General features: G+C 32.4%; 4 protein-coding genes. All 4 read right to left on the bottom strand.

From position 1 onward, the window contains the following. Positions 1-20 precede the first annotated feature (20 nt). The 4 genes from tgt to L0U77_RS08180 all read right to left on the bottom strand — a co-directional run bounded on the left by tgt (position 21) and on the right by L0U77_RS08180 (position 26,172). A complete protein-coding gene (tgt, locus tag L0U77_RS08195) occupies positions 21-1,151 on the bottom strand; it encodes a tRNA guanosine(34) transglycosylase Tgt (protein ID WP_101917127.1) in 1,131 nt (376 codons plus the stop codon). A 117-nt stretch (positions 1,152-1,268) separates the two neighbouring features. Beyond that, complete coding sequence (rluF, locus tag L0U77_RS08190; RefSeq protein ID WP_233861883.1) at positions 1,269-2,246, bottom strand: 23S rRNA pseudouridine(2604) synthase RluF; 978 nt, start codon at positions 2,244-2,246, stop codon at positions 1,269-1,271. A 167-nt stretch (positions 2,247-2,413) separates the two neighbouring features. Then, positions 2,414-3,364 carry a PorP/SprF family type IX secretion system membrane protein gene (locus L0U77_RS08185; protein ID WP_233861885.1) on the bottom strand — a complete coding sequence of 317 codons (951 nt, stop codon included), beginning with the start codon at positions 3,362-3,364 and terminating at the stop codon, positions 2,414-2,416. A gap of 89 nt (positions 3,365-3,453) precedes the next feature. After that, positions 3,454-26,172, bottom strand: coding sequence for a T9SS type B sorting domain-containing protein (locus L0U77_RS08180; RefSeq protein WP_233901005.1), 22,719 nt, complete (start codon positions 26,170-26,172; stop codon positions 3,454-3,456).

The raw sequence follows: 26,172 nt of genomic DNA, 5'->3' as shown, positions 1-26,172 counted from the left end.
AAAATATGTTTTATAAAATTTTATAAACGATTGTCCATTTGTTTGACCATTTTATCTTTCCATTGCGTAAAATCTCCAGCAATAATATGCTTTCGGGCTTCTCTTGTCAGCCACAGGTAAAATCCTAGATTATGAATCGACGCAATTTGTTTTCCTAACATTTCTTTAGCGGCAAATAAATGACGTAAATATGCTTTAGAATACATCGTATCAACATAGGTAATTCCCATTTCATCGATAGGCGAAAAATCTTGTTCCCACTTTTTATTTTTAATATTGATAGAACCGTGTGCTGTAAATAGCATTCCGTTACGAGCATTTCGAGTTGGCATTACACAGTCGAACATATCAATACCTAATGCGATATTTTCTAGGATATTAATTGGCGTACCAACGCCCATTAAATAACGAGGTTTATCTTCAGGCAAAATAGCGGTTACAATTTCGGTCATTGCGTATAATTCTTCAGCGGGTTCTCCTACGGATAATCCACCGATAGCATTTCCTTGCGCTCCTACGGATGCTATATATTCTGCAGATTGCTGTCTTAAATCTTTATACGTACTTCCTTGTACAATCGGGAAAAAAGTTTGTTCGTGTCCGTATTTAAAAGGCAACTTTTCCAGATGATTTATACAACGTGTTAACCAACGATGCGTCATGTGCATCGAGCGTTTTGCGTAGTTATAATCACATGGATAAGGCGTACATTCATCAAAAGCCATGATAATATCAGCTCCAATGGTACGTTGTGTTTCCATAACATTTTCGGGCGTAAAAAAGTGCATTGAGCCATCAATATGACTTTTAAACTTTACGCCTTGTTCGTTAATTTTTCTTCTTCCAGATAATGAATATACTTGATATCCGCCACTATCGGTTAAAATATTACGATCCCAGTTCATAAATTTATGCAAACCTCCGGCAGCCTCTAGGGTTTCTAATTTCGGACGCAAGTATAAATGATAGGTATTTCCTAAAATGATATCAGGATTTATTTCGTCTTTTAGTTCAGATTGATGCACCCCTTTTACAGTACCCACAGTACCTACGGGCATAAAAATTGGTGTTTCAATAGTTCCGTGATCGGTAGTAATAACTCCTGCTCGAGCTTTACTTTTTGGGTCGGTTATTTTTAAGTCAAATTCCATAATTGGCAAAGATACATTTATTTACTACTTTTTCTTTACTATTTTTTCTACAGATACAATCAATTTAGGTATCGGCCATGCTGAGTTTATTTTAAACATCGCATCAAAAATAAGTTTTTAGGTACGTTTTCTTCCAAATTTTGAAGAAGTTGCGTTTCGTTTTGTTTTGGGTGAATTTTTTCTAAAAGCAGCACTTTTTCTATTAAAGCTGTCTGGTTTTTCAGCTGTTTTTTTTCTTGAATTTGTTGACTTACTTGTTGATTTGTTGGTTGATTTAGTAGCGTTTACTGTTTTTTTAGAATTGTTTTTAAAAGCTGTTTCTGATGCTTCTTCGGTTTTAGAAGAACTTGAAATCATTTCATTAATTTCTTTCATTTCCTCTTCGGTTAATTCTCTCCAATCGCCCGATTTTAAATTTCCTAAAGAAACATTCATAATACGGTCACGTTTTAGCTTGGTAACTTCGTATTCTAAATATTCGCACATTCTACGGATTTGACGATTTAAACCTTGTGTTAAAATAATTTTAAAACTAAAATCAGTAATCTTTTCGACCTTACATTTTTGGGTTACCGTTCCTAAAATCGGGATTCCGTTACTCATTTTGGTTATAAATTCATCGGTAATTTTTTTATCAACAGTAACGCTGTATTCTTTTTGATGATTATTTCCTGCGCGTAAAATTTTATTAACAATATCGCCATCATTGGTTAAAAAAATTAAGCCTTCGGATGGTTTATCTAAGCGTCCTATTGGAAATAATCTTTCAGGATGTCCGACAAACTTTACGATGTTATTTTTTTCTCTACTATCGGTTGTAGAAACGATTCCAACAGGTTTGTATAATGCGATGTAAAGTGTCGTTTCTTTGACTGTTAATAAGCGTCCATCAACTCGAACTTTATCACCTTTAAAAACTCTATTTCCTAATTGCGCGATATTTTTATTAATCGTTACTCTTCCTGAATTTATAAATTTTTCGGCATCTCTACGAGAACAAATCCCTGTACTACTGATAAATTTATTAAGATTTATCGATTTGCTATTCGTTTTACTTTGCGTATTTTGGGTATTTTTATTGCTTTTATTTTCCATTGCTGATGCTGTAAAGAAAAAAGAAAATCCTCAAGTTATAGCTTGAGGATACTTTTATTTTATGATTCTTGATTCTTCTTTTTTAATTATTTCGTTTAATTATATTTGTTTATTCTTAATTTAATTATTCAGGGTTACTCTTAATTACTCTTGAGTATTTTTGATTTTTAAAAGATAATCATATCCTGTGTACAACGTGCTAAACTTGGTCTTCTGTCGTAATCTAAACCGAGTGTTATCATGTGAGTTCCGTAATTAAAATCTTGTAATTCGTTTAAATTTACGCTAAAACCATACGACATATAAATATTATCTTTTTTAATTCCGACCAATGGCGCAATCGCATTGGGCACAAAAAATTGGTCATTTAAAAAGGTATAACTCAATCCTGCCCACATATATCCGTTATCAATTCCTTTTCTAACTTTGATGTTTAAATCGGTTCTTGAACGCCCATCTTCGGCATAATATTCTACAAAAAGAGACGGTTCTACCTCTATCATATTACTAATTCTTGCTAAAACATAAGATGTATACAATGTAAAACGTCCTAAACCTTCTGGCTCATTGGTTGAAAAATTTTCTATTTTTTTATCTAAAATATTATTGGCATTTACACTAAAACTAAAGCGTTCGTAACGATACAGCAAACCTACATCAAAATTTGAACTTGTTAAAGATCTATTTTCAACAGTTTGTCCTGAATTATTTTCAGAAGTATCAATTCCGAATTGAACAAATTTAAAACTCATTCCTAAGGATAAAAAACTATCATGAAATTGGCTTAACGTTAAATGACTTGCTAACGAAAATTTTGCTCCTTTTTGACTGGTATAGCCATTTTTATCATTAAAAACGGTAATTCCTCCTCCAAATCTATCAGCAATACGTGCCTCTACTACTAAAGATTGTGTATCAGGTGTGTCTTTAACGCCAACCCATTGACTCACGCCATTTAATCGAACCTGAAAACCTGCTCCAATTCCCGCATAACTTGGCGATATTAAAAAAGGATTATCCGCCATATGAGTTATATACTGAGGTAAATTAATCTCTTGAGCCACTAATTTTACGCTACTAAGTATCAGTAAACATATTGTTATAATTATTTTTTTCATGCTGTTTCTCATTCTTTAATTACCTGTCATCTTACTTATCATTTTCCTATTATTTTACTTGTAAACTTATCTTACATTCTGTTTACAATTTACCTATATAATGTAAAATGACCCATTATTTTCTTCTGTTCTCCTGATAACTCACTGTAATAAATAGTATACCAATAATCTCCTGCTGGTAATGGTTTACCATCATACGTTCCGTCCCAACCTTGGTTTTGTCCTTGGTAATTTGCTATTTTACGAGCATATCTATCATAAATATACACTTTTATTTTATGGTAACCTTCCACCTCTAATGGATACCAGAAATCATTAATTCCATCGCCATCTGGTGTAAATAAATTTAACACAGTTATCGTGATGTATTCACCTGTTACAGTTAAAGTTACTTCACAACCTCTTGCATCGGTTACTTTAATTTCATAATCTTTGGTTTGTAACAAGGTAAACTCATTATCTGTTCCATAATCTATGCCATCAAGCGTAAAATTATATGGCGGTAAACCGAAAGCTACATTAGCGATTATTTTATTTTTCTCCGTATCATCAATGGTCATTTCTAAAGCTCGGATATCTTGAATATCAAATACATCCGTAGAACTTTCCGAACAACCAGAAGCCGTATTCGTTGCTGTTACGCTATATCCATCACCTGCTTCTATATCGATAAATTCTCCTGTTGTGTTGGTTGCTATGGCAATTCCCGATTCATTAAATAACGTAAAACTTACGGCATCTTTATATAAATCATCAACAATTGCTTTGATAATATTTCCTGATTCACAAGTATATTCAAAATCGACTGTTAATTGTAAATCAATCGGTTCTACTATTTTTATAACCGATGGCAACGCTACTGATGAACAACCTTTATCTTTTCCTCGAACACTTATTAAGTAAACTCCCCCAGCTTTAATTCCTTCGGATGCTCCTAATTTAATTTCATTTAAAGAATACGGATTCGGTAATTCCACATTGTTAATACTGATATAATATGGCTGTGTTCCTCCTTGAACATCAACTGTAATTGTTGGCGTATCATCATTGATACAGGTTTGTTCAACAACTTTTGTTAAGTTCATGGTTAATCCATTTGGTTCTTTAATAACAACTTTTATCGGTGCTTTATCGGTATCTGGTGAAATACAACCAACGACATCTTTTACCATAATATAATATGTTCCTGCAGGTAAGTTTGTAAACTCGCCATTTTGAATAAATTTATTCTCTGGATATTCAGGGTTTGATGGAATCGTGAAAATATTGTATTCATATTGTCCATTTCCACCTGTTGCCGATGCTTGAATAATTCCTGTATCACCTCCAGCACAGGTTACATGTTGAGTTACCTTTGCATCAGGAATTAAAACTGTTGGTTCTTTTATGGTATGTTTATTTGTGGTTATTGTTTCACAAACTTCACTAAATCTATTCGTACTTTTTACTTTTATTTTATAGGTTCCGATATTTAAACCTCCAAAAGTATTTGATGTTTGCCAATCTCCCGTAATTGGAGTTTCAGCTTCATTTAATAATTGATATTCATAAGTTCCAAAACCACCTGTTACATCCGCAGATAACACACCATTACTATCATCTTTACACGTAATAAATCCTGAAACTACATTTAAAGTTGCATCTAAAGCCACATAAGCTCCAATTGTAGCGGTTGTCGTTGTTACACATTGTTCAACATCTCTTACATAAAATGTTTGTAATCCTGCGGTAAGCCCTGTAAATTCATACATAGTACTTGTTGATGTATTAGATGGATTATAAGTAATTCCATCGATACTAAATTCGTATGGTGCTTTTCCGCCTTTTGCTGTAACCTCAACGCTTGCTGTTGTAATATCACAAGTAATATCTGCTGTAATATTTGCAGATGCTTCTACTTTAATTGGATCTTCAATTGTAACTTTAACATTTTTAAAATTACCCGTGTTACAACCATATTTATTATCAATAACTCTTACTTGATAATTTCCTGCTAATAAGCCATCAAAAATATTTGACGATTGTTCTACTTCTAATCCGCCTAATTCCGTCGGATATTTTAAAATATAACTATAGGTTACTCCAGCATCTTGTATTTGTCCGCCTGTTACGTTTATAATTTCAATACTCGCATTTTGTTCGCCTTCACAAACATTTTTATTTACTTTAGTTTCCGCAGTTAATTTTATTCCTTTCACTAACACAAAACTAAGCGTAGCTTCACAATTATTGATATCTCTTACCGTTGCGGTATAGCTTCCTTCTTCTAGTTCCTCAAATTTAGAATTTTTACCAAAGACTTGTTCTATTGTTGTTATATTATTTTTGGTTTTTTCTAATTGATATTCATAATTACCCCAACCGCCATCGGCTTTTAAAATAACACTTCCTTCACTAGAATTACAACTGATATGATTTACAATACTATTCTCCTCTAAAGTTAATTCAGGTTGCGATGTTATACTAAATTCTTCAGATAAAACTTCACATTCTGGAGAATCCGTCATAATTATTTTCACTTTATAAGTTCCTTTCTCTAAACCTGAAATTATATTTTGAGTTCCGCCAATTCCTGTTCCTGTTATCGGAGCTGTTAATGAACTTTCTGTTATAGCATCTACAACTTCATAAGTATAATTTCCTGTATATGGAACATCTAAAGCATCTCTAATTATAGTTTTCACATTTAAAGGTGCCGATGCTGTTTCTTTTCTTGTTGCTTGGTCAAAACAAGTTCTTTGACTATCAATTTCCACTAAAAATAATGGTACATCTTTTACAGTATTATAAGTAGGATACACACAACCTGTTATCGGGTTTGTAATTTTTATGATATAATTATCAGGTTTTAAACCAGTAAATATTGCAGAATCTGTTCCTAAAGGAATTGTTTTTTCATCAGTATAGTTTGATGTTTTATCAGTTCCTATTATGGTATATTTTAAATTTGCAATATCAAGATTTGCTTTTACCGTAATTGTTTCTTTATTGCTACAATCTAATTTTTGAGTTTGTGTAATTGTTGCATCTGTTATTTTCTCAAAACCTTTTATTGTTTTAATAATTGTTGTTTTTGCTGACGAACAATTTTGTGCATCATAAATGGTAATTGCAACTTTTCCGCCTGATGTATTGTTATTTTCATCATAAATAAAGAAATCAAAACTTTCTGAATCTTGTTTGATATCGTCTGCAGTATCTGTTGTTCCGTTATCGTACACAAAAACGACTCTATTAAAGTTAGGTTTTGTTGTTCCTACAATTCCACCAAGAATTGCTTCTTTATCAATTTTTACAGAAGCGGTATTTGTTGTATTTCCTGTTGTACAAGTAAAATCAGTAACGGTTATTTTATCTTTAATATCATCAGGATTAATTTTAATTTCTGATTTTTGAATAATCGTTACATCTTTAGTTGTTGTACAGCCGTTTGTTCCTTTTCCTGTAATAGTATAAGTTCCTGCTGATAAACCTTCAAATTTATTTGTTGTTGAATTGAAACCTATTACTGGATTTGAATTTATCGTATATGTTAAAGGATTAGCTCCGTTTGGAATATAAATAACACCATCAGAACTTCCGAAACAAATATTATTTACAATTGCTTCTGGTTCAAAAGCTGGTTTTATCGGTTCTCCAACTACAATCTCTGATGATTCAATTGAATTACAGGTAATTTCTGCTTTATTGTCTGTGATTTTCAGAATATACGTTCCTGCATCTGCGATGCTAAAAGTTGGTGGATTTGTTGTTTTTATAACTGCAACTATGTTAGTCGCATCATTTTTATCAACAACTGAATAACTGAAATCACCACTTCCGCCTGTTACATTTATTTTATACACGGCACTTTCAGTAGTTGTTCCATCAGATTGACAGCTTAATTTATCTGGAGTTAAATAAAACTGAAGTTCAGGATAAATTGTTACGACAGCTGTACTTCCTGTTTCAGGAGTTCCGATACAACCTTTTACATCGTTTACGCTTACCGTATAATCTTCGTTATTATTTACAGATAAATTTTCAAAAGTATGTGTTAAAGAAGTTTTTTTGATATTTTCTATTTCGTTTCCATCCTTGTCTGTTAAAATATAAATATACGTTCCTGAACCTCCTTTTGCGGTTACTTTAATTGCTGGTTTTGTATCTGAACAAATATTGGCAATCATTTCCGTTTCAAAAGTAACAGGTTTTGGGTTTATAATTTCTTTTACATCAGAAATTGCATCACTACAACCGTGGCTATCTTTTGCTTTTACGATATAGAATCCTTCTTTTAGGTTTGTAAATCTGTTATTATATTTATTTGTTTCAAAAGATTTTACAATCGTATAAGTTCCTGTTTTGGTAACAGCATATTCTAATTGATACAAAGTAGCTCCCCAACCGCCAATTGCTGTTGCAGTAATTGTTGCATTGTTATCGTTAGTACAAGTTATTTCTGATGAAATATCTGCTGTTACTTCTAATTTTCCATCTGGAGCATCTTCAATTTTAAATACTGCGGATGTAAAACTACACGCTGTAGCATTATCAATATCTGTAATTTTCACAACATAACTTCCCGCTTTTAAACCTGAAATTGTAAGCGGGTTTGTTGTTCCTGTTGCTGGTTGTACATTTCCTGATTTTACAGGTGTTAATGAATTTCCAATCGAGTTGAAAACTTCATAATCATACTTTCCTGTATAAAATGCTGATGTAAATGCGTTTCCTTTTTGAACATCTATAACCACGCTTCCTGTTGGCGAACCTACACAAGTTGTGTTTTCAACACTAGAAGAAAGAACATTATAAACTGGTTCTTTAATTGTATAGGTTTTTGTTATTATACAGTTTGTTATTGGATGTGTAATTGAAACTTCATAATCTCCTAAAGGTAATTTATCAAAAACTACTCCACTACCATCTTGTGGTCTTGGTAATTTTTTAGACAAAATACTTCCATCAAGCTTTGTTATTTCAATAAAAATAACAGGAGCTATTGAAGCGTCTAAATTATCTAATTTAACAGTAACACTTTGCTTTTCAAATTCACAAGTTGGTGTATGTGATATTTGAATATCGCTTGGTAATATCGGTGTAAAAGCAGGGATAGTAACTGTTTTTGTATCTGAATCACAACCTTGGTCATCTGTAACTTTAATTTCAACTGTTCCTCCTAAAACATTATACGTAGTAAACGTAAAGGTTGATGAAGCGATTTGTGTTACATCATCTGTATTATCCGTTGGCGTTCCATTATCATATACAAACTCTACATTATAATTTTTATTTACATCTCCGTTTCCGCCTTTAATATCTGTTTTATCAACAGTTATCGTTGCCTTTGGGTTTGCTACATCACAAGTATAAGTAACGTTCTGTATTGCATTTGCTCCAATTGTAACTTTATCTAATTGCTCAATTTTCACATCTTTTTTAGATGTCGGACATTTATTATCTCCTGTTCCTGTTATTGTATAAGTTCCTACTGGTAAACCTGAGAAAGTTTTTGTTGCTGCATCAAAAGTTTCTTGAGCTGGAGTTAAAGCTCCACCATTTAAACTTATTGTATAAGTTACATTCTTAATTCCGTTAAAAACTTCATCCGTAATTGTAATTACACCTGTTTCAGTTCCGTTACAGATTTTATCTGAAGGAGTTGCCTTAAAAATTGGTTCTAATTTCGGTGCTATTGTTATTGTATTTGAAATCCCACAGGTTGAACCTTTTTCACTAATAATTACAGTATAAGTTTCTGCCGTTGGAATTGAAATTGTAAATATTTGACTAGGAACATCATTAATAATATTACCTCCAATATTCAACGCATTACTATTTGAATCTACAACTTTATAATTTGATATTCCATTTACCCAATTTTTTAAAGTAACAGTAACTTCTCCATTTGGAGATGTTGAACAATCAACTTTCTTTGTTTCTACTAATGTAAATTCAATATCAGGATTAATTGTTATTGGATTTATACTTGTTGGGTTTTCTTTTCCTACACATAAATTAGTATCTGTTACGCTTACCGTATATACTGCTGCTGGTAAATTTGTAAATGTGTAAGCTCCTGTAACTCCTGTTTGTGTTGTTACTTTTACAGGATTTGAATCATCTGTTAAGGTATAGGTATAAGTTCCTGTTCCGCCAGAACCTGTTACCGTAATTTCTCCACCGATTTTATTATCACAAGCAGTATCATCTTTTGATACTGTAAATTCTACTTTCTTTGGATTTTCTACTTTTACCTCAGCAGATTCAAAAACACAACCTAAAGCATCTTTTACGCTAACTTTATAAGTTCCCTCAGGTAAGTTTTTAAAGATGTTGTTGCTTCCGTTATTTGCAAAATCATAAATAACATCAGCTCCTAAAGCATCTTTTACTGTAATAGCAGTTCCCGAAGTATCTTCTAATTGATATTCATAATTTTTCCAACCGCCTGTTGCTGTTGCAGTAATTGTTCCATCTGCTTCATCAGTACAACTAATTTTTGTTGTAACATCTGCTGTTACACTTAAAGCAATTGCAGGTTTTATAATTTCAAATTCTGCAGATAAATTAACGCTACAATTTTTGTCATTAGAATCTATTAAAGTTATTTTAACTTTATATTTTCCTGCTTCTAAACCTGTAATTTCTTCTGATGTTCCTGATGTTCCTGTTCCTGTTTTTGAAGTATTCAATGAACTCTCTGTTACAGAATCTACAACTTCATAATTATAATTTCCTGTATAATCTTTAACATCAATTTTGATACTTCCTTTACCATTGAAACAAGCTATATCTTTTTTATCAGAAAGAACAACATCATAAACTGGTATTTTACTTACCGTATGGAATGTTGTTGCAACACAATTTGTTACTGCATCGGTTACTGATATGGTATAATTTCCTACTGGTAAACCTGTAAATTCTATTGGTGATGTTAATGATGTTGCAGGACTTACTGGAGTTTTTGTTTGTGAATAACCAGTTCCTATTGTTGGAATTTGCTCAACTTTTATTTCCGTTGCAGTTCCTGTAAATGTTACTTCAATACTTTCATTTACTGAACAAGTTATTGGAGTTTTCTGAGTTACTTTTAAATCTCCAATCGGTGCAAAAGCTGGAATTGTTACTTCTTCTTCCGCAGATGAACATCCTTGGTCATCAGAAACGATAATTTTAACTTTTCCTCCTGAAGTGTTATCCGTAGTAAATGTAAAGTTTGATGAAGCGGGTTGAGTTTTTCCTGTTCCGCTTGTTGGCGTAAACACAAATGCTACATTATAATTTTTATTTAGATTTCCACCTGATATACTATCTTTATCAACAGTTATCTTTGCCATTGGATTTGTACAACTATATGCAACATCAATTGCATCTAATCCAATTTTAACTTCATCTAATTCCCCAATTGTTACATTTTGAGTTGATGTACAACCGTTATCTCCTGTTGCTGTAATAATATAATCATCCGCAGGTAAATTTTTAAACTCTGTTCCTACTGGTGTTGCTGTAAATGTATTCGCTACATTATTGATTACGTATGTTACAGAATTAATTCCAACTTTAGGTAATTCATTAATTGTAATTACACCTGTTGCAGTTCCGTTACAGATTTTATCTGAAGGAGTTGCTGTAAATTTTGGCTTAACAGATTCTTGAACTGTAAAATCTCTTGTTATTGTACAGTTTGGTGCTGCGTCTGTATCTGTAATTGTTATCGTATAATCTCCCGCTACGCTTGTTTTAAAAGTTGGAGGATTTGTTGTTGATGTTGATAAAGTTGTTCCTGCTTTTACTTTTACATCAGTACCTTTTTTAATTTCATAGGTAAAGTTTCCACTTCCGCCACTTACATTTATATTGTAAACTGCGTCAGTCGATACTGAACAATCAATTTTCTTTGTTTCTTCTAATGTAAATACAATATCATCAAAGATTTTTATATCCGCACCTGTTCCTTTACATAAATTCGCATCTTTTACGCTTACCGTATAATTTGCTTTTGATAAACCTGTAAATGTGTATTCTGTATCGGTTATAGTTACTGTTTTTACATTTGGCGTTGAGGCATCATCTGTTAAAGTATAAGTATAAGGAGCTTTTCCGCCTGCTAATCCTGATACTGCATCTTTTAAATCAACAGTAATACTTCCTGCGATATTTACATCACAAACCGTATCATCTTTGGTTACTGTAAACTTAACTTCTGTTGGGTTTGTAATTATTATATCATTAGAAGGAACAATACAACCTAAAGCATCTCTTACGCTAACTTTATAAGTTCCATGAGATAAACCTGTAAATATTTTATTCGTTGTATTTGTTGTGAAATCATAACCTAAAACTATTCCCGAAGCATCTTCTAATTGATATTCATAACGACCCCAACCGCCTTTTGTTTCGGTTACAGTAATTGTTGCATTTGCATCATCTTTACATTGTACTGCTGATGTTTCTTCTGCTTCTACACTTAAAACTGCTGGAGCATCTTCAATTTTAAAATCTATTGGAGTAACTGTACAGTTTATAGTTCCTGTTGTTATATTAACAGTATAATCTCCAGCTTTTAAACCTGTAATTTCTTTTGGTGTTCCTGCTGGTATTGTCCCTGTTCCTGTTCCTGTAATTGCAGTTCCTAATGTAGCTCCTGTTATTGTATAATCATAATTCCCTACATAATCTTTAACATCAAACTTAATACTTCCTGTACTTGAATTTATACAAGATGTATCTATTTTATCTGAAAGAAGAATAGTATAAGCAGGAATTGCCGTTACTGTATGATAAGTAGTTAATTCACAACCTTTATCATTTTTAATAGTTATCGTGTATTTTCCTACTGGTAAATTTGTAAATACTGATGCTGTTGCTGTTGCTGTTGCTGGCGTTGAATCATAATTAATTCCATTAGCATCTACGACTTTAATTTCCGTTGCAATTCCTGTAAATGTTACTTCAATACTTTCATTTGTTGAACAAGTGATTGCTGTTTTTGGTATTGCTAATAAATCTGCAATCGGTGTAAAAGCAGCTATTGTTGCTGATGTTTTTCCTTTACACCCTTGGTCATCATAAACAGTAATATCAACTGTTCCACCTAAAACATTATCCGTAGTAAATTCAAAGTTTGATGAAGCGGGTGGTGTTACTACTGCTCCTCCACCGTTTGGCGTAAATACAAATTCTGCTTTTGTATAAGTTCCACTTCCTTCTGTTATGGCTGTTTTATCAACTTTTACAATTGCACTGTTTCTTGTGTTTCCTGTTGTACACGCAAACTCTGTTATACCTCCATTTGCTACTGTTGGTGTAGGTACTTTTATTGCTTTAAATTCTGTTATTATTATATCTTTAATTTCAGTTGTACAACCGTTAGTTCCTGTTCCTGTTACAGTGTAGGTATTTGGTGGTAAAGCTGAGAATATATTTGTTATATTATCAAAACTTCCTACTACTGCTGGATTTATAGTATATGTTAAAGCTTCAGTACTTGTTACCGTTATTTCCCCGCCATTAGCTCCATTACAACTGTTATTTTTTGTGATATTCGCTTTAAAACTAGGTTTTATCGGTTCTGATACTGTAAATGTTTTCTCTAATGTACAAGCAATATTCAGTTTATCAATAATTTTAATAGTATGATTCCCTGGTGTTAAAGTTGTAGGAAAAGTAACCGTAGTTCCTGTAATATCTACAGCCGGTAAAACACCATCTAAACTATATTGATAATCTCCTGAACCTGTATTTACGGTTATCGTTGCTGTTGCATTATCCGCTGAATTATTGATAGTATTACAATCTGGTACTGTTATGTTATCAATATCAAAAGTAATATCAGGATGAACATTAAATGTAGCAGTAGCAATACAACCGTTTGCGTCTTTTACTGTTAATGTTTGATTTCCATCAACAACATTCATTGTATGGTCTGCTGTGCTTACTGGTGCTTGAAAATTAATTCCATCTAATGAATATTGATAAGGAGCTAATCCGCCTGTTGTATTAATATCAATAGAATTTACAGCTCCACAACTATTTACCGTTACAGAATTAATTGTTGGGTTTTCGCTTACTTTTAAGGTTACTTTAGGTAATTCAAAAGAACATTGATTTTTATCAGTAACTAAAATAGTAACTTCAACATCTAAAGATTTATCTGTTACATCGGCATAAGTAACATCAAAAGTACTTTTTCCTGTTGGAATTGTTATTGGCGTTACTTGTGTTGAATTTGTAATTCCTGTAACGGTATAAGTATAATCTCCAAAACCTCCTGTTACGCCATCAATTCTGATTTGACCAGGTGAAGCACAGGTAATATCTTTTAGTTTATTTAAGTTACCAACAAAAGGAGTTCCTTTAAATATTTGGACATCTTTACTTCCCCACTTACAAACATTAGGAGCTGTACCGTTATTTGCATCTTCAATAACAATAAAATATAAACCAGATGACAACCCTTGTAATAAAGGCTCTGGTGCTAATACTGTATTTAATGTAAAAGGATATCCTTGTGTATTTGATATTGTACCATTTATTCCTGTTAAAGGAATATCATTAAGACCATCATATAATTGCCAATTTAATTCTTTACCATTTAAAACGCCATCAGTATCTTCTATTTTAAATGATAATTCACCGTTATTAGTAATTCCAGGACATGATTGACTTGTAACTATTGGTGTTATAGCAACATCAAAATCTGATGCAGGAGTCATTGCCTGATCTTTTGCTTCAGCAATACAACTAGTACTTTTATCTCTTACATAAAAATCATACTCGACTTCTGGAATTATATTTGTAAATATTTTTCTTCTATAATTAGAACCAGGGGCATTTGTATTAGTTGGTGATAAAGTAGTGTCTTCAGCATCATACCAAGTTAAATCACCTGGAAGTGTTGATGGATAAATAGGGTCTGGCGTTAAAGAGAACTCAAAAGGACCAACTCCATCAATTGCTTCAACTGTTATAGTATATCCTGTTGTACAATCACCCGCAACCACTTGAATATCTATTTTTACACCATTTACACTATAAGGCATCACAAAAACACCGTTTTTTAATTCACAACGTACAGTAGCATCTGCATTTAAAATTCTAATTGCTGGTGTATGTTGTGAACCTGGGGCTAAATTTCTTATACTATATAAATTATCTCCAGGTGTTGGATGTGGTGCTACACTTAATGAAGACGTAAGCGTATTCATATTTGTCCAACCTGTACCGTTATCTCCATCTAAAGTGTATTGTAAAGTATAAGGAGCGTAATCAGCTAAAGTTAAACTTCCAAAATTAAAGTCAAAACCTGTATTTGCTATATCTGTAGTACAATTATCTGGTAAGACAGGTTCAATATTAAGAACTATTGATGGTAATTCTATTAAATCAAATGTTTTAATATCTGTACAAGTAAGATTATCTGTAATTTCTACTTTGTAACCTGTTCCCGCAGGAATATTATTAAAACTAAATTCTGGTAACGTGTGATTGGTTAAAGTTTCTATTACAGCATTTAAATTATCTTTTAATGTAATTGTAAAAGGAGCTTGCCCAGTATTTGCAGTAATTTTACCATCAATACTTCCTTTATTTCCGTTACATTGTGGTTGATTTGCTGTTGTTGTAATTGCAACAGGCGTTATATTTTTTATAGGTATTGATAAAAAAACTGAACACGCATTTGTACCGCCATTTTTATCTTTTACAGTAACCGTATAAGTTTCTGGCTTTGTTATTGTTATTTCATTAGTATTACTTACAATATCTGTCGTTGTTGCTGATGTTACCGTATATTGATAATTTCCATCACCGCCTTTTGCTGTAATTGTAATTTTACCATCGTTACAACTAATATTTGTTGGTGTTGCCTTAGCCGATAATTCAGGATAAATAGTTACCTTTTTTTCTACTTCACAATTCGATTTATCTCTTACTGTAATTGTATGTTCTTTTGGCGATAAACCTGTAAGTGTGTATTGTAAAGGCGTAGTTGATGTTGGCGTTAAATTTTGCCAAGTACCTGTATTTGTTTTAATTTGATAATTGCCATTTCCATTAGTTATTTCAACAATGATAGTTCCGTTTCCGATAGTTGCATCATAACAATATTGTGGTTTTAATGTAAATTCGATGTCTTTTTTAGCTTTAACTTCTATCGGGAAAGCATCTGATTTACAACCTGCTGAATCTTTTGCTTTAATCGTATAATTTCCGACTGCAACATCAGTAAATGTATTTACACCTGCTAATGTCGTTTCTTTTAAAGTAGCTCCATCAAACAATTCAAAAGTATAAGGAGTTCCGTTTCCACCACCCGCGAATAATGTTATGGTAGCACCTGTTGCTGGATCACAAGTAATTTCTTTAGTTACTTTTGTTAATAGACTTACAACTACCGCTGTTGGGTTTGATAATGTTTTAGTTAAAGTAACATCACAAGCTGTTGATGTTTCTCCTGTTGGGCGAACTTTTATTGTGTGAGTTCCTCCATTAAATCCATCAATTATAAATGGGTTTATAGTTGCTGTATTCCAATTTGTTCCATTATCCGTAGAATATTCAAAAGATGTTGGTGTTACTGATGGAAAAGAAGCCGTTACTTCAATTTTACCGTTCGTTTTATCTTTACACACAGGATTTGTTTGCCCTGTTATGCTTGCCGTAAATTCTTGATTTACCGCTACAATTACATCAATATCTGTAAAACAATCACTTCCATAACCTACAGATACCGTATAAGAACCTGCATCTAAATCAGCAAAAACATTTGGATTAGCTCCTGTTTGTGGCGTTGCTCCGTCTAAACTATACGTATATATTATTGGCAATACTGCCGATGGCGTTGCTGTTACTGTAATCGTTCCTTTTCCATCACAATTATAAGCTACCGATTTTGTTAATGTTGGTGCTATTGGTTCTGGATTAATTGTAACATCGTTTAAAGATATTTCACAATTATTAGCATCTTTTACTTTAATATTATAAGTTCCTGCATCTAGACCTAACTGCTGATTTCCTACAACTGGTTGAAAATCTGTAACAGGTGCTGTGTCTAATTTATAAGAAAAAGTATAAACGCCTGTTCCTCCGTTAGGATTCACAAAATCAATTCCTCCTTTTAGTGTTTTACAAGTAAAATCTATCGGTGTTGCTGAACCGCCAGTTAATTTATCTGGAGCTTCAATTATTTGAGTTATAGTTTTAGAACAATTATTTTCATCTTTTACAGTAATTGTATAATTTCCATCAGCTAAACCAGAAATTGTATGTGTATTTCCTGTTATATTTACTGATATTGGTGATACTAAATTTATTACAGTTGTTCCTTTCTTTAAAACATAAGTAGGCGTTTTTCCTCCTGATATTTCAAAAACAACACTACCAGTTTTACCATTACATTTTGGTTGTATTGGCGTTTTTGCTGTTGCTTTTAATTCTGCAATTTTAGTTATTTCTTTTGTTTCTGGATATTCACAATAATCAGTTCCTAAAGTTCCTGTTCCGTTATTATCTCTTACATAAATATGATATTTTCCTGCATCTAAATTTTCAATTTTTGTTATTGGATTTGTTATTAGAGTGAAAGCACCAAGTGTATTTCCATCTTTTACAACGGCATAAACATAACCCGAACCGCTTCCGCCTTTTGCATTTGATATTGTTAAACTTCCTTTAGTACAAGTTTCATCTATTTGAGTTACTGTTGCTGTAATTTTTTCTTTAATTGTAACATCTTTTTCTAATTTACAACCAAAACCATCAAAAACTGTTATTTTATAATCTCCTGCGGATAAATTTTTAAATTCATTTGATGATTGTGTTTTTGTTGTTACTCCATCATTTATACTAAAAGTAAAATTCGTGTCATTTCCTGTAATATTTGTAACTTTAATTGACGCATCACTTCCTGTATGACAAGCTGATGCTGTTGCTGTAAATTCAACATCTTCTTTATCAGCAATAACAACTTCAAGAGCTTCTGATGGACATCCTAATTTATCTTTTGCTACAACATTATATTTTCCTGCGGATAAACCTGTAAGAGTTGAGCTTATAACTTTAGGACTTAATGAATTTCCTAAATTATCCAAAGATTCAACAGTATAAGTATAAGTTCCACCATTTCCGCCACTTGCTGTTGGTGTTATCGTACTTGTTGTTGAAGTACACGTAATTTTTGTATGCGGTGCTTTTGTAACTTTTACTTCCGTTGGGTTTGTTAATATTTTAGTTAAAGTAACATCACAAGCTGATGGCGATGTTTTTCCTGTTGGACGAACATTTATCGTGTGAGTAATATCAGGAGTTCCTGCATTAAATCCATCAATTGTAACTTTATTTGAATTTACAGTAATCCAAGTTGTTCCATCCGTAGAATATTCAAAAGATGTTGGTGTTACTGATGGAAAAGAAGCCGTTACTTCAATTTTACCGTTTGCGGCACCTTTACACACAGGATTTGTTTCCCCTGTTATGATTGCCGTAAATCCCTGATTTGCTTTAACCTCAACAATAATATCCGTAGAACAATTACTTCCATAATCTACAGAAACCGTGTGAGAACCTGGTGTTACAGCTGTAAATACTCCTGTATTATTAGTCGTTGTTTTATCTTTATCTAGCATATAATTATATGCTGGTGTTGGTGTTACTTGAATAGTTGCTGTTCCATCACAGTTATAGGTAATTGTTGTAGGGTCAAAAATTGGTACAGTTGGTAATGGTTTTATTGTAATTGGATTTGTAACTGTGTTTAAATCTAAAGAACAACCTTCATAATCGACTACTTTCGTTAAATAATCTCCTGCCGATAAATTTGTTACTGTAACCGTATTTGTATTATTTCCTAAAACTGGTGTATAATTTGTAACAGAAGCAATGTTTTCTTTATAATAAAAAGTATAATTTCCTGTTGTTGGGTCTGGTGTTCCTCCCGTAGGATTTGTAAACGTAATACTTCCTCCTGATACGCCACAAGCTAAATCAGTAGCTATAGCTTTACCATCTTTTAATGCTGATGGAACTTTAATTTCTTGTGTTTTTTCTGCGGATTCACAAGTATTGGCATCTACAACTTTAATTGTATAAGTATCTGCAACTAAATCTTTAAATTCATAGTTTAATGAATTTCCTGTTTGTGGTTGCACTGATGTTGTTCCCAATAAACCTGTTAAAGTTACTGTATAATCTGTTGTTCCTCCTGAAACTGTTACATTTATTGTTCCTTTTTCACCAAAACATTTAGGTTGTATAGCCGTTACAGTATCTATTGTCGGGTTTGGTATTTTAGTTACTTCATTCGTAGTCAATTTTGCTTGACAATAATCCGTTCCTAAAGTTCCTGTTCCTCCATTATCTCTTACATAAATATCCCAAGTTCCTTCTTTAATTTCGGTTGGTTTTGTTGCGCTAAAAACTGTTGGAGCTGTTGCATCTTTTGCTACAACGGCATATACATAATTTGTATCTTTTCCGCCTGATGCTGTAATTGTTAAAGTTCCATCTTTACAACTTGCTTGTGTTGTTGTTGCTGATACTTTTAATTGTGGGTTAATTACAATATCTTCTATTGTTTTTGAACAACCCTTACCATCAAAAACAGTAATAGTATGTGTTCCTGCTGATAATCCTGTAAACACATTGGAGGTTTGCTGTTGTGTTGGAGGTTTTATACCATTCTTATTATATTGAACATACCTATAATTCCCATTTCCTTCTGTAACATCTACGGTAATTGTTGCATCACTTCCTTTATGACAAACTGATGGTGTTGCGGTAAATTTAATGTCTTTTGGTGCTTCAACTTCTACATCTATTGGTGCTGACTTACAACCTAAAAGGAAACTTTCATAACTATTTCCTAACCACTTAGCTACCATTTTATATTTCCCTACGGGTATATTTGTAAAATTAGGCTTAGTACTATCCCTATGCTCTGCTATTTTTTTAGGTGTAAATGAATTTCCTAAACTATCTAATAATTCATAATCTAAATATTTAAAATAACTACTATTTTTCACTTTTGGCGTAATAGTACTTGTTAATGTTAAACAACCAATTGGTGTAGCTGTTGCTTCTATTTCTATAACAGGTATTTCAACTACGGTTTTCTTTAATTCTATATTATTACAATGTTCTTCTCCTACGGCTAAATCTTCTTTTCTTTTTCTTATTTTTATTGTATTATCTCCTATACTAAGACCTGTAATTGTATAAGGATTTCCAACAGATTCCGCCCAAGTTGCTCCGTCATCTAATGAGTATTCAAAATTTGGTTGGTATGGAACTTCTGTAGAACCATTTTTAGTAAAAGCTTCTACTTTTACGCTTCCTTTTCCTCCTGCACATACAGGTACAGGTACATTATTCTGTTCAACTATTTTTGCTTGGAGAAGTTTATTTTCAAAAAAAACGCCATCCCAAGTTAGACTCATATAAAGTAAACAACCTTCTTGTGAAAATATCATATAATAAAGATTATTACTTCGTATTTTTTCAAAAACATTATTCCCTGATTGAGCAGGTTTTCCGTCAACTATATAAATATAAGTAGGGTCATAAGGTTGAAGGACTACATCAACACTTCCATCACAATTATGTGTATATGTATGATTGTTATTTCCTGTATCTTCAGGCACTTTTATAGTAACATCATCTAAAGGAATACTACAACCTTTTGCATCTACTACTTTGGTGTTATAGGTAGTATCTTTTGGGTTATAACCTAAAGGCAAACCAGAAACTGAATCTCCTTGTACTAGTGTAAAATCAGTATCTCCATCTTTTTTATAATAATAGGTATAAGGTGCTGTACCTGTTGTTGGTTCAGTAAAAGTGATTGCTCCTGAACTCCAAATACCTGGTAAACTCCAAATAAAACCAGTTCCATCATAATTTTTTATAGCATCAATATCTCCACTACAACCTAAATCCGTCCCCACTGCCGAACCACCAGTTAAAGCAACTAATTTTTTAATTTTTTGAATTTTCTCTAAAGATTTACAACCATTCGCATCGGTTACAATAATTTTATAAGTTCCTGCATCTAAACCAGAAATTGTATGTGTATTTCCTGTTATTGGTTTTGATGTTCCACCATTTACGGTATATTTAAACGGTGCTTTTCCTTCGGATACTTCAAAAGAAATACTCGCTTTTGTATTTACTGTACAATCTAATTCTGTTGCAGTTATATTTGTTATTACAGGTTTTTTAATTTCAGTAATTTTTACAATTTCTTCTGCTGTACAAAATTCGGTATTTCCGTTATTATCTTTAACTTTTACGGTGTAAGAAATATCGGCATTTGTAACTGTTATTTTATTTCCTGCAATTGTTGTTCCTGCACTTGGGTTTATTTCATATACATAATTCCCAACTCCGCCTGATGCTGTTATTGTAATTGTTGCATCATCTTTACAGTTTTTAGGTGTTTTTGCTGTTGTTATTTTCACCTTCGGATTAATAGTAACTTTACTAACTGGCGATTCACAACCGCCACCATCTTTTATTTGTATGGTATAATCTTTAGCGGTAGTTGTTGGTAAAATTAATCCGTTTGTATTGTTAAATATAAATTCTGTATCATTTACATCTGTTGGAGTTTCCCAAGTCGTTCCACCATCAATACTAAATTGATACGGTGCAATTCCTGTTAATGCTGTAATTTTTATTTCTGGATTTTTTGAATTATCATAACAACTATTTGTAACTTCTGCACTATGTGTTACACCTGCTGGTGCTTTTACCTCAATATCTTTAAGAACACAAGTTTTCCTGTTAATTTCTATTTTTACGCCATCAATAAAGTTACCATAACTTGCACCTCCTACTGAAGATACAGCTTCAAAAGCAATTACCGTTGTTGTTTGTCCTACTGGTACCGTATAAGTTCCTGAATATTCTCCCCAAGCAGTATTACCATCAGACATTGTTTTTTTAATATCGGCAGTAGCAAGACTTTTTCCTATTTTTACCGTAGCAACATCAGTACCACTTCTACCTCTATGAGCTACCGACCAAGTAATTTTATCCCCTGGTTTTGTACAAAATTCTTGATATAAAGAACCTACTTCATTGGCATTTAATTCCGCAAAATCATCGCCATCAAAAGCTTTTACACCTTGAAAACCATTATACCAAATTTCTATTTCATTCCTTTTAGGTTCTGTCGTATCCCAACCTGGAATATTTTCTTCACGAGTTGTTAAATAACCCGCTGATGATGAATTTGCATAATAATGATTTTCAAAACTTCCATTTTCAAAAGGATTATCGGTACAACCACATTCATCACATTTTTTGCTATCCAATAACATTACTTGGTAATCACCAGCTTTTACATTAGTAAATTTATATTTATCACTTGCATATATTCCATTTTCAGGTTCCCAAGAAGCACCACCATCAATACTAAATTTATAAGGTGGATTTCCTCCTTTTGCTTCTACAGTAATTGTTGCTCCTGTTGTACAAGTTGCATCTGTTGTAATTTTAGGTTCTATTAACTCTAATTTATCAGGCTCGCCTATGGTATATTTTCCTAAATCTTTTTCACAACTAATCACATTAGGTGCTGTTCCTATTACTTCTCTAATCTTTAAATGATGTTCTTTTGCCTCTAATCCTACGATTCTATACGGATTATCTCCTGTTTCTTCCCAAGTAGTTCCACCATCAGTAGAATATTCATAACTTCCTCCTTGAATATTACTCGCATTAATAGTTATTGTTCCATTATCAGAACCAGAACAATCACTGTCTGTTTTACTGATAAAACGCCCAGTAAATGGTTGCCCATAAAGAGATACATACTGACTTTCTACAGTACACGATTTACCATATTTTATGCTAAATTTATACCAATTTTGAGCTACATTTTTAAATACATTACTAGCTTGAAAATTTGTACCATCAATACTATAGGTATAAGAAGGATCTTTTGGTGTTATAATAACTGTTGCTGTATTACCACAAATTAATATTTCATGCTCTATAGTTAGCGGTGTTGGTAACGCTGTTATTTCATCTTTAATTATTAAATCTAAAGAACAACCATTTGCATCTTCTACTTTTGCTTCATATTTTCCCGTTTTAGATACATTAACACTTGTATTTCCTGTTGATGTAAAATTAGTATCCAAAGAATGTTTATAAAAATAAGTATAAGGTGCTGTTCCACCTGTTGGTGCAGTAAATTTAATTTTTCCTTCTGGATTATTTTGAGTACCACAAGATAAACCTGTTGCAACTGCTGAACCATTAGTTAAACCTGTTGCTTCTGTAATTTCAATATCTGATATTTGATAATTACATTGATATGTTCCTTTAGTTGCTCTAATATAAACGGTATATAATGTTGCTGCTGTTGTAACATCTAAACCATCGAAAAAACTTGAACTTTGCCAAGTAACTTTATTATCAATACTATATTTTAATTTATAACCCGTATTTTTAGTAACATCAACTGTTATAGTTCCTTTCTTATTACAATTTACTTGAGTTTCTTTATGTGTAAATTGTAAAGGTGCTTCTACACTAATTTTAGCGGTTGAAGTTGCTGTACAATTATTACTATCAATAACTTCAAAAACATAAATTCCTTCTTTACCATTTACCACATTATATGTTGTATCTGTAAAATAGGTTTTTGGGCTAACGGCTGTTCCATTTATTGATAATAATGCGTATGAATATTTGTCGCCTGTAGCATTTGGTACACCATTAGCTCCTGCTAAAGTTATTATTCCATCAGATGAACCTGCAGTACAGGTAATATTTTTAGTTGCTACTGCGGTTAATGTAAGCGGAGTTGGTTTAATAACTCTGGTTGTTACTGTCTCTGTACAAGTAGTCGTAGTAGTTGCTACCTTTACACTATACAATCCTGCATTTGTTACCTCAAAAGTCACACTTCTGTCAGGAGTTGCTGCCTTTGTTTCAATAACTCCACCAACACTATTTAATAATGTATAAATATAATTACCTGGTAAGGTACCGTTTACTTGTGCTGTTATTATTGCTTTTCCATCACAGCCAGCATTAAATTCAGGGGCAACTGTTAAACCTAGTGCTTGTTCATCTATTTTTACTATATAATCAAAACTACAAGATGCAAGTGTTGATCCTTTTAATTTAATTGTTATATCATAATTACCAACTTCAGATAAATTCTTAAATTCATTACTATCTTGAAAACCAATCGTAGTAGTTCCACTAGGATACGTTAATTGATATTCATAACGATCTGGCACACCATTTACGACAATACTTCCATTAGCTCCACAAACAATATTTTTTTTATCAAACTTAGGTTTTAAAGCTCCAGAAAACACATTAAAATAATACGTTTTTGGACATTGCCCATCGTATAAAACTTCTAATTTATATTGTCCTTTTTTATCGAATTTCTTTGATAATTCTCTACCTGTTTTAGTACGTATTTCATCCCAAGAACAGCCTGTTGCAATATTCGCACAATTACTTGTTGTTGTTGGTAATTCTGTTGGTTTGGTTGGATCACATGGTTTTTTTTCATCTAATTTAAACCATTTTACGGTCGTTGCTAAACTTGCCCCAAAAGGTAAAATTATCTCTCTAAAATCAGCTGTTCCACATAAATAAATTTCAGCAAGTTCTTCTGTATTACTTGTACAGCTTGTTAAAATTTGATCAGCAAAAGGTTCTAAAGGATTTGTCGCTAAATTATCACCTATTACCTCTATAGTTTCTATTCTATCGGTACAACCACTTGGTGCTATTGCCGTTACCTGATAAGTTCCTGCTTCTATTGCTTTATAATTTTGAGTTGTAGCTAATACTATTGCTGGTTTTGCAATATTTATCCACTCATACGAGTCAAAACCTGCTCCTGCACTTAGTTCAACATCGCCACCACAAAGTAATTGTATAGAACCTTTACAGTTACTTGTATCTATTACAAAATTTGTTGTTCCTTGAACTCCTAAATTACACGTAGGTTCTAAACCGGCATAACTTGCTGTTGTTAATTCATTGTAACCATCAACATAACCAGGGTTCGAAGTACTTAACTTTGATTCATCTCTTTCATAAGTAGCAAATGCCTGATTTTTTACTTTATTCGAACAAGCATCTCTTAATTTACTACAATCAGAAGTTGCATTTACTTTTATTTTGATAGTATATTCTGCACCATTTATTTTAACTAAATCATCGGGTACGGTAAAGGTTAATTTTCCACCGCCTCCATTTAAAGTTGTTGATGCTTCGTAGGTATAACTTATACGAGAATCAGAAACTTCAATATTGCCAGGAATATCTTTAAAATCTACTGTTGTTTTTAACTCATCAACGATTACGGTATTTTTCGCATTATCAGTACCAATATTTTGAAAGGTAATATTATAATACACCTCACCTCCTAAGGCTACTTCTGATGTAATAGGTGTATTTGTAGCATCTACGGCTGTTTTCACTAATTTAATTTCAGGCTCTACAACCTCAACAGACATCGCATTTAAAAATGGCCAATAAACATCTCCTCCTGTAGTAAACTTAACATCTAAAGATGTTTCATTATTACCTATAATACTATTATTTGGGTTATTTATTTTAATATGATCTATATCAAAACCAAGGGTATTGGTACTCGCTGGGTTTCTGCCAGCTAAATAAGTATCAAAAACACTAATAGACCCATTAAAAAAATTATCTTGAGGACTAATAGTGTTAAATACATTTACATAATTGTTTGCTGCATTTTTAATTTGATAATTATCCCCTGGAATTGCTTTATCCCCTTCTAAGGCAGCCATTATTAACTCTACATTAACAGGTCCTTTTGGTATGGTTTTAAAATTCAAAAAAGTTATTTCCGCTTCATTTGCTGGAGTTATTACATTACCACTAGCATCTTTTGTTTCTCCATGTATATCTGCAAATCCATCAAAAACTGAAAACTTCTTACTTGACTCATTATCATTTTCATAAACTACAATCATTACCCAACCAGAAGCACCTCCTAAACCTCTATAATGATCGACTCCTCTAGTAGCTCTAATATTTGCTGCTGTATAGACTCCGTTAGGGTTTACTTCTGCTTGTACTTCAGTCGTTATATCTTTAAAACAGATATAAGGCTCATTGTTATTGTAAATAGTTTCATCAGCTGTTATATTTTTATACGTAGTTGATGAAGGATATTTGAATTTTATCTTATCATAATCATCCGACCTTAAGGGATTCGTTGTTGTAAGCCAATGTTCTCTTGGATATACACCTGCCCAATACAACCCTGCATAAGCTACACGTGAACAATTAGGTAAACTTAAAGTAGATGTGCTTGATGAAAAAGTATCATCTTTTCCATCTCCATTCTCATCAACAGAACCATCAACATCAACATAATCCATGTAAGCAGAACCATTACCTAAATCTTGTCTTATATTACCATTTTGATATATATACAAATCTAAATCATATGAGTCATTTGGCGTCTCATTTCCTGTATAAACACTACCATTATTCAAAATATAAGGATAGCGATATAAATCAAATGCTTTATTTAACTCTCTAAAATCTCTAGTTTTTTTAACATCAACACTAAGGTTATTATTCCCTATAAAAGTCATATTACCTCGCAAAGTTAAATCCATACCTGCTGAGCTTTTATCAATATCACTTTGCGTAAAACCTGAAGGTCTCTGCCCTAATGGCAAAGGCATTGTTCTTTCCATCATTACACTCTCACCTTCTCTTAAATGCTCTAATGAAGCATCTATTTTTTGCGAGAATGAAATTAGTGTAAAGAATAAACTAGCTAATAAAAGTATTTTTTTTATCAT

Source organism: Tenacibaculum piscium (assembly GCF_021390715.1).
Taxonomy (GTDB): Bacteria; Bacteroidota; Bacteroidia; order Flavobacteriales; family Flavobacteriaceae; genus Polaribacter; species Polaribacter piscius.
Note: the sequence above shows the minus strand (reverse complement) of the source record. Positions and strands in the feature narration are given on the sequence as shown.

Bases quoted from the DNA above. Each gene is read 5' to 3' on its own strand.
- tgt (WP_101917127.1), bottom strand. From the start codon at position 1,151: ATGGAATTTGACTTAAAAATAACCGACCCAAAAAGTAAAGCTCGAGCA.
- rluF (WP_233861883.1), bottom strand. From the start codon at position 2,246: ATGGAAAATAAAAGCAATAAAAATACCCAAAATACGCAAAGTAAAACG.
- L0U77_RS08185 (WP_233861885.1), bottom strand. From the start codon at position 3,364: ATGAAAAAAATAATTATAACAATATGTTTACTGATACTTAGTAGCGTA.
- L0U77_RS08180 (WP_233901005.1), bottom strand. From the start codon at position 26,172: ATGATAAAAAAAATACTTTTATTAGCTAGTTTATTCTTTACACTAATT.